The sequence below is a fragment of the Bradyrhizobium sp. USDA 4369 genome (genome assembly GCF_054056435.1).
Map to the genome: position 1 here is coordinate 2,553,207 of NZ_JBSRYH010000001.1, position 13,062 is coordinate 2,566,268.

Here is a 13,062-nt window from a genome sequence, read left to right on the forward strand (position 1 = left end):
CCTCGGGCTCAATTCTGGTACGACGAGATTTCGATCAGGCTGCCGTCGGGATCGCGACAATAGACCGAGCGCAGAGTGCCGCGCGCTCCCTGCCGGGCGACCGGGCCCTCCTCGATGGCGACGCTCAGCGCGTTCAGATGGGCGACAACCTCCTCGGGAGTGCTGGTGGTCAAAAAGCAAAGATCGTCGCTGCCAGCCATCACGTGATCGGCGGTGAACCAGTCCACCTTGTCCGCGTCCTTCGGTCGCACGTTGATCTTCTGGCTGCCGAAATGCAGCGACGTGCGTTTGGCCCGGCCACGGCCCGGATCGGACACCTGCAGTGTCATGCCCAGGACTTTCTGATACCAGGCGGTCGTGCGCTCCACGTCGGCGACATTGATGACCAGATGGTCGAGTGCGTCGATCTTAACCGGCATGGCCTGTTCCTCCCCTGATGACACGTCGAACTCGCCGTCGTCGCGGGAGTCTGTTACACCATTCTTCGGCGGTCCGCGAATGGCCGCTCAACGATAAACGTCGAGGAAACGCATGATTTCACGTCGCCGCGCATTAGGCCTGCTCGCTTCCGCCGTCCCATCCGTCGCTGCCGTTCGCTTCGCGTCGGCCGCGGAATATCCGACCCGCCCGGTGCGGTTCGTGGTGGGCTATCCCCCGGGCGGGGCGACCGACATCCTGGCGCGGCTGATCGGACAGCGCCTATCCGAGACGCTCGGTCAGCAATTCGTGGTCGAGAACAAGCCGGGGGCCGGCAACAATATCGGAACCGAGTCGGTGGTGAACGCGGCCGCCGACGGCTACACGGTGCTGCTGGTCAATCCAGCGAACTACATCAATGCCAGCCTCTACACGAACCTGAAGTTCAACTTCGTGCGCGACATCGCGCCGGTCGCCTCGTTCAATCGCGTGCCCAACGTGATGACCGTCAGCAACGACATCAAGGCCAAGACTGTCGCCGAATTCATCGCCTATCTGAAGGAAAATCCCGGCAAGGTGAACATGGCGTCCTCCGGCAACGGCACCTCGGTGCATCTTTCGGGCGAGATGTTCATGGCGATGACCGGCACCAAGATGCAGCATGTGCCGTATCGTGGTGCGGCGCCGGCCATCACCGACATGCTCGGCGGCCAGGTCCAGGTCATCTTCGACAACATGCCGTCGATCATCCAGCATATCCGCTCGGGCTCGCTGCGCGCCCTCGGCGTCACCACCCAGGACCGCTCGGCGCAATTGCCGGACGTGCAGGCGATTGCCGAAACCGTGCCGGGCTACGAGGCGAGCGCCTTGTTCGGAATGGGCGCGCCGAAGAATACGCCGAAAGAGATCATCGAGAAGCTGAACAAGCAGGTGAACGCCGTTCTCGCCGAGCCCGAGATCAAGAAGAAGCTGGTCGATCTCGGCGGAGAGCCGTTGATCCAATCGCCCGATCAGTTCGGGGCGCAGATCGTTGCCGAAACCGACAAGTGGAAAAAGGTCGTCGAGTTCGCCGGCCTGAAGCTGGACTGACGCGAAGGGAGGCTGGGCTCGAAACATGACGTGCCGCATGCGCGACACGTCATCGCCTTGTTTGACGAGGCGCTCCGCCGATTTGTCGTTTTTTAACCATGCCGATGTGCTGCAACCTGCTCGCCTCAGGAGGGACAGATCATGCGCAAGGTGATGATGATGGCGGCCGGCCTCGTCGGCGTTGCATTGGTCAGCGGCGGCGGTGCCGCACCGGCCTTTGCCGGCCACGATTATCCCTGGTGTGTGCAGGGCAGGGGCGTCGGTTATCCCGGCGAATGCTCCTACGAAACCTTCGAGCAATGCCGCGCCAGCGCCTCAGGACGCAGCGCCGGTTGCGGCATCAATCCGCGCGTCGCATTCGATCCGGCGCGCCGTGGCCCCTCTGTTTATGTCGACATGCCGCCGCCGCGCCGTGTCCACCGCTACAATTATTACTGAGGTTCCGAATACAGCGCGACGGGATGATTTCCGGCGGCCGGCCGTGACGACGGGCTTGCCCGAACTTGGTGATCATGTATACTTTGTATTGCAAAGTTAATCGCGCCGGCCACGGCTTCAGGTGAGACATGCGCGACCTCGACAAGGCGCTGGCGGATATCATCGCGATCCGCAGCCAACTGGCAGCAGGCACCGCGTTTCGCGGCTACGGGCCGGCGACGATGGCCGCCACGGCGGTGGTCGCGCTCGCCACGGCCGCGATTCAGCAAGTGGTGTTGCGCGACCCCGCCGCGGATCCACTGATGTTCCTGCTCGGCTGGGCGGCGGCCGCCTGCATTTCGCTGTCCATGATCTGGGTGGAAATGCGCGCGCGCTCGCGCCGCCATCATTCCGGCCTCGCCGACGCGATGATCCATCAGGCGGTCGAACAATTTCTGCCCGCTGGCATCGCCGGGGTGCTGCTGGCCGTGTTGCTTTGGAAGTTCGTGCCCGAGGCGCTGTGGATGCTTCCCGGCCTGTGGCAGATCCTTACATCGCTCGGCGTGTTCGCCTCGGTGCGCTCGCTCCCGCGCACGGTCGCGCTGGCCGGCGCGTTCTACTTCCTGGCCGGCTTTGCGGTGTTGCTGCTCGGCAGCGTGAGCCACGCGTTGTCGCCCTGGACCATGGGCCTGCCCTTTGCGGTCGGACAGGCGCTCATGGCGGGCATTCTTTATTTTGCGACCGGAGATTCCGATGTCGAAGACTGACGGCGGTGCGCCGTTTTCCTATGACGGCCTTGATCGCGTGATCCATGAAAAGGCGCGACTCGGCCTGCTGACGTCGCTGATGGCGCATCCGAAGGGCCTCGCCTTCGCCGATCTCAAGCAATTGTGCGGACTAACCGACGGCAATCTATCGCGTCATCTGCAGGTCCTGCAGGAGGCCGGCCTCGTCGAGGTCACCAAGGGGTATGAGGGCAACCGTCCGCACACGACGTGCCGGCTGACCAAAGCAGGCCGGCGCCGTTTCCTGGACTACCTTGCGGTGCTCGAAAGGCTCGTTCGCGATGCGGCGGCTGCGGCCGGCAAGGAGCCTTCGCCATCCTCGGTCGGGTTCGTCCCGGGCCGCGCCTGAATCTCTCATTTGCGTTTTTTTGACCTGGAGCTTTGCAATGCAAAGTCGGCTGCAACTCAAATCGCCTGCTGTGGTGGACGGCCTTCACGTTGGCATCATCATGGACGGCAATGGCCGGTGGGCGACACGCCAAGGGCTGTCCCGGCTGCGCGGACACGAGGCCGGCGTCGAGGCGATCCGCCGCGTCGTCGAGGCCGCCCCGGATCAGGGCGTCGGCACGCTGACCCTCTATGCGTTCTCCAGCGACAATTGGCGGCGACCCCGGACGGAGGTCATGGGTCTGATGGCGCTGCTGCGGGTCTATCTCGCCAGCGAGGTCGAATCGCTGGTGCGCAATGGCGTCCGCCTGTCCGTGATCGGCCGTCGCGACCGCCTGCCCGGCGGCATTGCCGATGCCATCGGCCGCGCCGAAGCGGCCACGCGCGACGGCACCGCCCTGCATCTGCGCATCGCCGTCGACTATTCGGCGCGCGACGCGATCCTGCATGCCGCGGCAAAGGCGCGTGACGTCGATGCGCTCACGCGGGAGGCCTTCTCCGATCTCGTCACCGGCGAAGCCGGCCTGCGGGATGTCGACCTGATCATCCGGACCTCCGGCGAACAAAGGTTGTCGGATTTCCTGCTTTGGGAAGGCGCCTATGCCGAGCTGCACTTCACCCAGCGGATGTGGCCCGATTTCGATGCCGAGGATCTCGCCCAGGCGCTGACCTCGTTCCGGGGCCGCGAGCGCCGGTTCGGGGGGCTCGACGCGGTGCCGCTTGCGCCCGCGCCGACTCTTTGATTGCGCGCGAGAGCGCAATCCACAATCTTTCCGCGCATCGGGGAATCATCTACCGCTGGTCCCGCGAGCGCAGAGAATCCGAGATGAAGCACAAGCCGCGGCGGCCCGTCGGCAAATCTCCGGGCAAACCCGGGTCGCCCCATTCCCAGACGACGGCTGATGCCCTGTGCGCCGCCGCCGTGCGGCTGCTGCGGGCTGGCGACCTGGTGCAGGCGGAGGACTCCTGCCGGCGCGCGCTCAGCCTCGATGCCAGCTCCGTCGATGCGCTTCGCGCGATGGGTCAGGTCTGTCTCGCGCTCAAGCGCTTCGATGATGCGATCGAATGGTTCGCGCGGGCGATCAGGCTGGATATCTCCGTACCGGAGTCCCTGATCGGTCTTGCCGAGGCGTTGCGGTCGGCCGGCCGGCTCGACGACGCCATCAAGGCGTATGATCGCGCGCTGCAGCTGCGGCCGGATGCGCAGGACTGCTGGGACGCGCTCGGCGAGCTGCTGCAGCGGACTGGCCGGCACGCCGAGGCGGCTTTGGCCTGCGATCGCCTGTTGCAGCTCGCGCCGGATCGCGCAACGACGTGGTTTCGTCTCGGCGAGGTGCTCGAAGCGCAGGACCGCCGTGACGAGGCGGCCCTGGCGTTCGATCAGGTGCTGAAAGCCACGCCCGATCATGTCGACGCCGCCAACAAGGCCGGCGCGGTTCATTTCGATGCCGGACGCTATGACGAGGCGATCACGCGGTTCGACCGGTCGCTCGCCGTCCGTCCAGACCAGGCCGGCGTGCTATGCCTCAAGGCCATCGCGCTGCGGCGGCTGCGCCGCTACCAGGATGCGCAGCCCTGCGGGCAGCGCGCGCATGTGCTGGCGCCGCACGATCCCGACATCGCCAACAGCTATGGCTGCATCCTGCAGAATCTCGGCCGGCACGACGAGGCCATCGCCGTGTTCGACAAGGCCATCGCGCTGCGGCCGCAGACCGCGGAATTCTATAATCACCGCGGCACCTCGCTGGCCGAGCTGCATCGTTTCGATGAGGCATTCGCGAGCTTCGACCGCGCCGTGACGTTGAAGCCGGATCTTGCCGATGCGCATTGGAACGCCGCCTTGTTCCGGCTGCTGACCGGCGATTTCGCCCGCGGCTGGGCGGCGCGCGAATGGGGGCGCCAATGCCGCGCGGTCGGCTTCGTCGAGCGCAGCTTCGACGTGCCGCTGTGGCTGGCTGACGCGCCGCTCGCGGGGAAGACCATTCTGCTCCATAGCGACGAGGGGCTGGGCGACACGATTCAGTTCGCGCGCTACGCCACGCTGGTGGCCGCGCAGGGCGCGCACGTCGTGCTCGAGGTCGACGCGGTGCTTCAGCCCCTGTTGTCGGGGCTGAATGGCGTGGCCCAATGTCTTGCCCGCGGCATCGATGCCGTGCCTGCCATCGACTATCATTGCCCGTTGTCGAGCCTGCCGCTCGCGTTTGCGACCCGCCTGGACACCATCCCGGCCGTGCCTCGCTATCTGCCGCCAGCCCCGGCAGAGCGGCTGGCGGCGTGGGAGCAGCGGCTCGGACGGCACGACAAGCTCCGGGTCGGCTTGGTGTGGTCCGGCAATCCCGCCCATCTCAACGACCACAACCGCTCGATGCCGCTGGCCATGCTGGAGCCGTTGCTGGACCGCGATGTGCGCTTCATCAGCCTGCAGAAGGAGCCGCGCCCGCGGGACAAGGTGTTGCTCGAGCGGCGCGGCGACATTGTCGATCTCACCGGCGACATCCGCGATTTCGTCGACACATCGGCGCTGATCGACAGCCTCGACCTCGTCATCACCGTCGACACCAGCGTCGCGCATCTTGCCGGCGCGCTCGGCAAGCCGACCTGGATCATGCTGCCCTATACGCCGGACTATCGCTGGCTGCTCGGGCGGGACGACAGTCCCTGGTATCCGAGCGTACGGCTGTTCCGCCAGGACGCGCGCCGCGACTATGTCGATGTCGTCGCCCGGATCGCTGAGGCGCTTGTGGCGCAGGCCGCAGGCTTCACCCCCAAATAGATCCAGCGGTCAGTTCGTCCGCAGCCCGATCGAGATCTCGTGGACGCGCCGCGTCAGCTCGGCGACGCTCCGCCATCCGGTCTTCTCGCGTGTTCGTTTCAGATGGGTGTAGACCGTGGTGACTCTGACGCCGCGCCGCGCGGCGTATTCGACGGCCGTCATGCCGGTGCTCAACGCGCAGGCGAGCTCCGCTTCCGCTCTGGTCAGGCCATGGAGCTCCTGGAGCATGCGTGCAGCAACACCCTCCCGCAAGGGGTCGTGCACCAGCATGATCACGGCGGCGTCGGAGCCGTCGGCGCGCAGCCGCGGATGCCGCAACGCGCGCAGCGAGACGGTGCAGGGCGGCAGCCCGTCGGCGCGCGCGGCCACAAAGTCGGTCACCGCGTCTGTCTCAGCAGTTTCGCTGGCGCGCGCCGCCGTGCCGAATGCGCGCGCATAGCGGCTGCGGAGATCTGCGGAGCTGAAGTGAATTCCGCGCTTGTCGACCCGGAACAATCCGCTCTCGGCCGAGATCGCCTGCAGGCTCGGATTGAGGTACACGGTCTCGCCCTTGGCGCCGAGCAAGGCGACGCCATCCTTCAGAAGATCGAGCGCGCCCGTCGTGGCATCGCGGCCATAGGCGGCGGCAAGCCGGCTCCGCATCCGGTAAGCGCGCTGCAAATGAGGCGCCAGGCGCTGCATCAATTTGATCTCGGCCGCACTCACATGACCCTGCGCCCCTGTCCTCTGCACGGTGAAGGCGACGAGACTTTGCGGCGATTGCTCCAGCACCACCGAGAGGAAATAACGAAGCCCGGCGCGCGGCAGGAACTCGGCATAGAACGGATCGCGGTTCATGGCACGCTCATCCATGACCTGATAGTCCCAGCACAGTCCGCCTTGCTGCTGGCTCAGCGCCACCGGCAGGCGCGGATTGCGTGGCGCGAAATGCGCGAGATAGTCGTCGCCTTCGGCCGATGCGACGCCGCTGCTCTGAAACGTCACCGGCCGGCGTGCCGCCTTGTCGATCACTTCGAGGGTAGCGCCTTCGGCGCCCATCAAGATCTTGACCGACTCCAATGCGGACTCGATTCCGTCCGGCTCCGTAAAGCCGTGATAGATGGCGTCCAGCGCCTGCGCATAGAGTTCGCTCCGCACGGTGACCTCGCTGCGCTGGCCCAGGCCAGCCGTGCCGGTCTGAACGGTCAACCCTGTCGCGATGAGTTCATTCCCTTCATGGGTCGCCAGGGAGCGCGCGAGGTTCAACGAATCCCGATCGCGGCACGCGGTGCGATGGCCAGGCTTGTCCAGGTCATCCGCTGTGAGGCCTCGGATGCGATCGTGCCACGGAGCCTCCAGCTTGCGCCGGGCTATTCTGTCATCGCCTCGCCGGAACCGCCGAATTCGCGGGGAAAATCCTTCAATTTCGGCAAGCCATCGCGCATCGGCAACACGGTCTCCGCGTAGTTGACGTGCACGGCCGGCTGAAATTCCAGCTCCGGCAGCGTCGCCGCGAACACGTCGATCAGTCCGAGCGGCGGATGCGTGGTCATGAGATGGCCGCCGCATTTGGCGCAATATTGCCGCTGGCTCAGCGGCGTCTTCTGGAACATCGCGAGATGTGCGATCCCGGACGTGATTCTGACAGCTTCCGGCTTCCAAAGGCTGAAAGCGTTGACCGGTCCGCCGGACCATGACCGGCAGGAGCGGCAGTGGCAATAGCCCATCGCCTCGGGCGCGCCGGACACTTCGATTTCGACCGTTCCGCAAAAGCATCGTCCAGACAGCATCATCCTCGTCCTCATCAGTTGTGAGACGGACGAACGGCATCATTCCAGGGCGGATGCGTCTTGGACCGCAACGACCATCATCAGGGTTCGCACGAACGCACGTGATCCAGTTCACATTTGACGCCCGTGTCATGTGAGCCGTCCCCTGATCGGAGGACGCCCCTTGCATCGCCTCGGCGCTATCGATCCCCGCATGGCATTTCGGTGCAAAGGTCGCGGGTGATTGCATGTCAGACCTCAACTCTCGCATTGTCGAATTCTCCACCGATCATGTTCCGGAGCATGAGCGGGCGGCGCTCTGGCGCGAGCACTACGGTCAGGTGATGTTGCGCGTTGATTTCGAGCCCGCGCCACAGGTCGTCTTCAAGGCGCGCAATCGTGCGATGACATTGCCCGGCCTGCAGCTGTTCGATGCCTGGGCCACTCCGGCGCGGATCTCGCGATCCGGCTGCTACCTGGCCCACGGCGCCGACAACATCATTCTCGCGATCAATCGCAACGGCGCCGCCTTCGTGACATCGGGGAACGAGAGCTGCGAGTTGCGCGAAGGGCAGGCCGTCCTCCTGAGCGGTGCCGATCCATGCGCGTTCCATCGCGCAAGCCCCGGCCGATCGTTCACGCTGCTTGTTCCACGTATGGCGATCGAAGCCGCCGATGTCAGCGTCGAGGACGCCATCATGCGGCCGATTCCAGCCGACCGGGGCGCGCTGCAGTTGCTTGACCATTATGCGAGCTGGCTGATGAGCAGCGGGGACGCAATCGAGACCCAGCTGCGCAATCTCTCGATACGTCATGTGCAGGATCTGCTGGCCTTGGCGATCGGTCCGACGGCTGATCTGGGCGACACGATGCGTGCGAGAGGTTTGCGCGCCGCGCGGCTGAAGCTCGCCAAGGCCTTCATCCTTGCCAACAGTACCCGTCACGATCTCTCGATCGTCGTCGTGGCGGACAAGCTGAATGTGACGCCGCGCTATGTGCAGCGCCTGTTCGAGATCGACGGCACCACCTTCTCCGCCTTCCTCTCCGGGGTCAGGCTGACGAATGCGCATCGCATGCTGTGCGATCCCGCTTGTCGTTCGCTGGCGATCGCGAGCATCGCCTATGACGTCGGCTTCGGCGACCTGTCGCATTTCAATCGCTCGTTCCGCCGCCAATACGGGCTGACGCCGCGGGAGGTCCGCGGCGATCGCGTCCGTGGCCGCGCCCTTCGTTTGAACACATGCTCTGGCGGAGCCGCCGAATGACGTCCAAGACGATCGCGTTGAAAATTCTCGACAGTATCTTCATTGCAGCCAGCACTTTTCTCCTGCTGCTGGTCGCGGGTCTGCCGGCCGAGTGGATCATGGCTCTGCTCGAAATGTCGTTGCGCGAATTCCAGGCATTTGCGCTGTTCGTCATCTTTGGCAGCCTGATCCTGATCCATGCGATCGCGACCTCGGACTCCGCGCCCTAACTCAAACGTGATCGCGATCGCTGCGGCTGGACCGCAGCGGCGCGATCGCTGTTGAGCTGCATCAATGGAGTTCCCTTCGTCTGTGGCAAACGAAGCGCCTGCTCCGGGAAAGAGAGGCGTTGGTGCATGGATCAGCAGGAAACCGAGACTGTGGCCGATCTGGCGCCGCTGAACCGGCCGCCGGCTAAGCCGCTGGCATCGGCGCATGGCGCCGCATTGCCGGTGGTCGCGGCCCATGTGGTCCCGCCGAAACGAAGATGGTGGCCACTTCTCGTGGTGATGATTGCGATCTGTGGCGCTGGAGGCGCCGGTTATGTCTGGTGGCAGCGTCTGCATCCGCCGCTGCCGATCGGCATCAGCATGAGCAACGGCCGGATCGAGGCCGACGAAATCGACATCGCCACCAAATATGCCGGACGTGTCGCCGAGTTGCGCGCCGATATCGGCGACCTCGTCGAGGCCGGCCAGATCGTCGCACGGATGGACACCCGGGAGCTGCAGCAATCGCTGTCGAAGGCCGGTGCCCAGGCCGAGCAGGCGCAGCACGTGGTCGATCAGGCGCGCGCCAATCTCGTCCAATTGCAGACGCAGAAGACTCTGGCCGAACAGGAGATGGAACGCACCCGCGGTCTGCTGCAGAACGGCTGGACGACCAAGGAGCTGGCCGATCAGCGGCAGCAGGTGCTGGGCGCCGCCACCGCCGGCCTTGCCGGTGCGCAGGCCAAGGTGGCGGAAGCGGAGCGGGCGCTCGAAGCGGTTCGCCACGACGTTGCGCTCTACACGGTTCAGATGGCCGACAATTCCCTGATCGCGCCAAAGGCCGGCCGCATCCAATATCGCCTTGCCAATATCGGCGAAGTGCTCGGCGCCGGAGGCAAGGTGTTCACCATGCTCGACGTCAATTATGTCTATATGGACGTGTTCCTGCCGACCGAGGAGGTCGGCAAGATCAAGGTCGGCAGCGAGGCGCGCATCGTGCTCGATGCCTATCCTGATCGTCCCATTCCGGCCAAAGTGTCGTTCGTCGCAAGCCAGGCGCAGTTTACGCCGAAGACGGTCGAGACCCGCAGCGAACGCGACAAGCTGATGTTCCGCATCCGCGTCCGCGTCGATCAGGACAGGCTGGCCGCGCATGCTGATGCCGTGCGAAGCGGGTTGCCCGGCGTCGCGTATGTCAAGTGGAACGCCGACGTGGCGTGGCCGGCGCGCCTGCAAGCCGCGCCATGACGTCTGATGAAAGCGCGGTCGCGGTCGTCAGAGAGGTGTCGCAGCGCTACCGGGATGTCGTGGCGCTCGATAACGTCTCGATCGAGATTCCTGCGGGACGCGTGGTTGGACTGATCGGACCGGACGGCGTCGGCAAATCCTCGCTGCTGTCGATCCTGGCCGGCGCGCGCGCGATCCAGAGCGGCCAGGCGGTCGTGCTCGGCGCCGACATGGCGGACCGTCGCGCGCGCGAACAGGTCTGCCCGCGCATCGCCTACATGCCGCAGGGGCTTGGCAAGAATCTCTATCCTGATCTGAGCGTGCGTGAGAACATCGCGTTCTTCGCCCGCCTGTTCGGCCAGACTCGATCCGAGCGCGACTGGCGTATCGCCGAGCTGATGGAGGCGACGGCGTTGTCCGACTTCGCCGACCGGCCGGCGAAAAAGCTCTCTGGCGGCATGAAGCAGAAGCTCGGCCTGTGCTGCTCGCTGATCCACGATCCGGACTTCCTGATCCTGGATGAGCCCACCACCGGGGTCGATCCGTTGTCGCGGCGCCAGTTCTGGGATCTGATCGACCGGCTGCGCGCGCGCAGCGCCACCGGCATGAGCGTCATCGTCGCCACTGCCTATATGGAGGAGGCCGAGCGGTTCGACTGGCTGATCGCGATGAATGAGGGGCGCATTCTGGCGACCGGTACGCCGGCCGAGCTCAAGGCGCAGACCGGTGGAGGCTCGATCGAGGCGGCCTTCGTCGCGCTGCTGCCGCAGCGGCCGGATGGTCGCTCCGCCGACATGCCGGAGAAATCCGAGCTCGATGGCAGTCAGGAGACGGTCATCGTCGCGCGCGACCTGACCTGCCGGTTCGCCGACTTCACCGCCGTCGACGGCGTGAACTTCCAGATCCGCAAAGGCGAGATCTTCGGCTTCGTCGGATCGAATGGCTGCGGCAAGACCACGACGATGAAGATGCTGACCGGGCTGCTGCCGCCGAGCGCCGGCGAGGCGCTGATTTTCGGCCGCTCGATGGAGGCCGGCAATCATGAATCGCGCAGTCGCGTCGGCTACATGTCGCAGGCCTTCTCGCTGTATGGCGAGCTCACCTTGCGGCAGAACCTGGTGCTGCATGCGCGCCTGTTTCATCTGCCGTCGGCGGAGGCCGAGCGGCGGATCGCGGAACTGATCGACCGCTGTGATCTGACCGAGCACATCGACGGTCTTGCCGCCGACCTCCCGCTCGGCATCCGCCAGCGGCTGTCGCTCGCGGTGGCCATCGTCCACAAACCGGACCTGCTGATCCTGGACGAGCCGACATCGGGCGTCGACCCCGTCGCGCGCAATCAATTCTGGCGGCTGCTGATCGAATTGTCGCGCCAGGACGCCATGACGATCTTCGTCTCCACGCATTTCATGAACGAGGCAGCCCGTTGCGACCGGCTGTCGCTGATGCATGAGGGGCGCGTGCTGGCAACGGACACGCCCGACGGCTTGATCCGGGCCAAGGGCGTGCAGACGCTCGAGCAGGCGTTCATCGCCTTTCTCGAACAGGACGCCGGCGTTGCCGACCCGCCGGTCACATTGACGCAAGCGAAGGCGGATCCTGATCCGATCGATCGCCCCCGGGATGGCCAGCGCCGGTCGGCCTTCAGCCTGCGGCGGCTGCTCGCCTATACGATTCGCGAAGGTCTGGAGCTGGTTCGCGATCCGATCCGGTTGATGTTCGCGTTGTTCGGAACGGCGTTCCTGATGATCGTGATCGGCTTCGGCATCTCCACCGATGTCAATAATCTCACCTTTGCCGCGCTCGATCGCGACCAGTCGCCGGAGAGCCGGGCCTATCTCGCGGAACTGCGCGGCTCGCGCTATTTTGTCGAGAAGCCACCCCTGGCCGACTATGCCGAGCTGGAGCGCCGCATGAAGAGCGGCGACATCAAGGCCTCGATCGAGATCCCGCCCGACTTCGGTGCTGACATCAAGCGCGGCCGGCCGGCCTTCGTGTCGGCCTGGATCGATGGCGCGATGCCGTTCCGGGCCGAGACCATCCGCGGCTATCTCGAGGGTACGCATCAGCTCTATCTCTCCGATCCCGCGGTCAAGACGACGCGGCCGCAGGCGGCCTCGCCTGTCAATGTCGAAATCCGCTTCAAGTACAATCAGACGTTCGACAGCATCTATGCGATGGCCCCCAGCACGATCGCGCTGTTGCTGGCGCTGTTTCCGGCAATCCTGATGGCGCTTGCCGTGGTCCGCGAAAAGGAGCTCGGCTCGATCACCAACCTCTATGTCACGCCGGTGACACGGCTCGAATTCCTGCTCGGCAAGCAGCTTCCTTATGTTGCGGTCGCACTGGTCAACTTCGCCGTCATGTATGTGATGGCCATCGTCCTGTTCAGGGTTCCCCTCAAGGGCGCTTTTCTGCCGCTGCTGGTCGGTACGTTTGTCTACGTCTTCACCACCACCGGCTTCGGCATGCTGATATCGACCTTCTGCCGAACCCAGATCGCGGCCCTGTTCGGCACCGCGATCCTCACGGTGCTGCCGGCAACCCAGTTCTCGGGCATGCTGGTGCCCGTGTCGTCGCTGTCCGGCGTGGCCCGGGTGATCGGCATGGGCTTTCCGATGACTTACTATCGCCCGATCACCGTCGGCACCTTCACCAAGGGGCTCGGCTTCGCCGATGTCGGCGCCGACATCCTGGTGCTGCTCGTCTTCATTCCGGTGCTGACCGGGCTCAGCCTTCTCATGCTGCCCAAGCAGGAGCGCTGAG

The 13,062-nt window shown here is 65.1% G+C and carries 13 protein-coding genes; 10 read left to right on the forward strand and 3 right to left on the reverse strand.

Going from position 1 to position 13,062, the window contains the following annotated elements; genetic code table 11:
* Positions 1-8 precede the first annotated feature (8 nt).
* Complete coding sequence (locus tag ACVIJ6_RS11600) at positions 9-419, reverse strand: VOC family protein (RefSeq protein WP_456772825.1); 411 nt, start codon at positions 417-419, stop codon at positions 9-11.
* Between the two features lie 112 nt (positions 420-531).
* Here ACVIJ6_RS11600 and ACVIJ6_RS11605 point away from each other — a divergent pair, with 112 nt between their 5' ends.
* The 6 genes from ACVIJ6_RS11605 (at position 532) to ACVIJ6_RS11630 (ending at position 5,868) form a co-directional block, all read left to right on the forward strand.
* On the forward strand, positions 532-1,506 hold the full coding sequence (locus ACVIJ6_RS11605) for a Bug family tripartite tricarboxylate transporter substrate binding protein (RefSeq protein WP_456772826.1): 975 nt from the start codon (positions 532-534) through the stop codon (positions 1,504-1,506).
* A 141-nt stretch (positions 1,507-1,647) separates the two neighbouring features.
* The gene (locus ACVIJ6_RS11610; protein ID WP_012047569.1) at positions 1,648-1,944 is read left to right on the forward strand and encodes a DUF3551 domain-containing protein; all 297 of its coding nucleotides are present in this window, start codon (positions 1,648-1,650) and stop codon (positions 1,942-1,944) included.
* 128 nt (positions 1,945-2,072) lie between these two features.
* Positions 2,073-2,690 carry a hypothetical protein gene (locus ACVIJ6_RS11615; protein ID WP_456772827.1) on the forward strand — a complete coding sequence of 206 codons (618 nt, stop codon included), beginning with the start codon at positions 2,073-2,075 and terminating at the stop codon, positions 2,688-2,690.
* Complete coding sequence (locus ACVIJ6_RS11620; RefSeq protein ID WP_012047567.1) at positions 2,677-3,057, forward strand: winged helix-turn-helix domain-containing protein; 381 nt, start codon at positions 2,677-2,679, stop codon at positions 3,055-3,057. Before ACVIJ6_RS11615 ends, ACVIJ6_RS11620 begins: the two co-directional genes overlap by 14 nt.
* 37 nt (positions 3,058-3,094) lie before the next feature.
* On the forward strand, positions 3,095-3,838 hold the full coding sequence (locus tag ACVIJ6_RS11625; RefSeq protein WP_456772828.1) for a di-trans,poly-cis-decaprenylcistransferase: 744 nt from the start codon (positions 3,095-3,097) through the stop codon (positions 3,836-3,838).
* An 83-nt stretch (positions 3,839-3,921) separates the two neighbouring features.
* Positions 3,922-5,868 carry a tetratricopeptide repeat protein gene (locus tag ACVIJ6_RS11630; RefSeq protein ID WP_456772829.1) on the forward strand — a complete coding sequence of 649 codons (1,947 nt, stop codon included), beginning with the start codon at positions 3,922-3,924 and terminating at the stop codon, positions 5,866-5,868.
* A 9-nt stretch (positions 5,869-5,877) separates the two neighbouring features.
* Here ACVIJ6_RS11630 and ACVIJ6_RS11635 read toward each other — a convergent pair whose 3' ends face one another.
* Together ACVIJ6_RS11635 and ACVIJ6_RS11640 are read right to left on the reverse strand one after the other, a co-directional pair.
* A complete protein-coding gene (locus ACVIJ6_RS11635) occupies positions 5,878-7,056 on the reverse strand; it encodes a helix-turn-helix transcriptional regulator (protein WP_456772830.1) in 1,179 nt (392 codons plus the stop codon).
* A 161-nt stretch (positions 7,057-7,217) separates the two neighbouring features.
* Positions 7,218-7,640, reverse strand: a complete 423-nt coding sequence (locus ACVIJ6_RS11640; protein WP_456772831.1) for a GFA family protein — start codon at positions 7,638-7,640, stop codon at positions 7,218-7,220.
* Between the two features lie 224 nt (positions 7,641-7,864).
* On the opposite strand from ACVIJ6_RS11640, the gene ACVIJ6_RS11645 reads away from it, so the two are divergent.
* The 4 genes from ACVIJ6_RS11645 (at position 7,865) to rbbA (ending at position 13,061) form a co-directional block, all read left to right on the forward strand.
* Positions 7,865-8,881 carry an AraC family transcriptional regulator gene (locus ACVIJ6_RS11645; RefSeq protein ID WP_456772832.1) on the forward strand — a complete coding sequence of 339 codons (1,017 nt, stop codon included), beginning with the start codon at positions 7,865-7,867 and terminating at the stop codon, positions 8,879-8,881.
* On the forward strand, positions 8,878-9,090 hold the full coding sequence (locus ACVIJ6_RS11650) for a hypothetical protein (protein WP_456772833.1): 213 nt from the start codon (positions 8,878-8,880) through the stop codon (positions 9,088-9,090). The genes ACVIJ6_RS11645 and ACVIJ6_RS11650 overlap by 4 nt, the downstream gene beginning before the upstream one ends.
* A 126-nt stretch (positions 9,091-9,216) precedes the next feature.
* Complete coding sequence (locus ACVIJ6_RS11655; protein WP_456772834.1) at positions 9,217-10,317, forward strand: HlyD family secretion protein; 1,101 nt, start codon at positions 9,217-9,219, stop codon at positions 10,315-10,317.
* Positions 10,314-13,061 (forward strand): ribosome-associated ATPase/putative transporter RbbA, encoded by a 2,748-nt coding sequence (gene rbbA, locus ACVIJ6_RS11660; protein ID WP_456772835.1) that lies wholly within the window; start codon positions 10,314-10,316, stop codon positions 13,059-13,061. The genes ACVIJ6_RS11655 and rbbA overlap by 4 nt, the downstream gene beginning before the upstream one ends.
* Position 13,062: the final 1 nt, after the last annotated feature.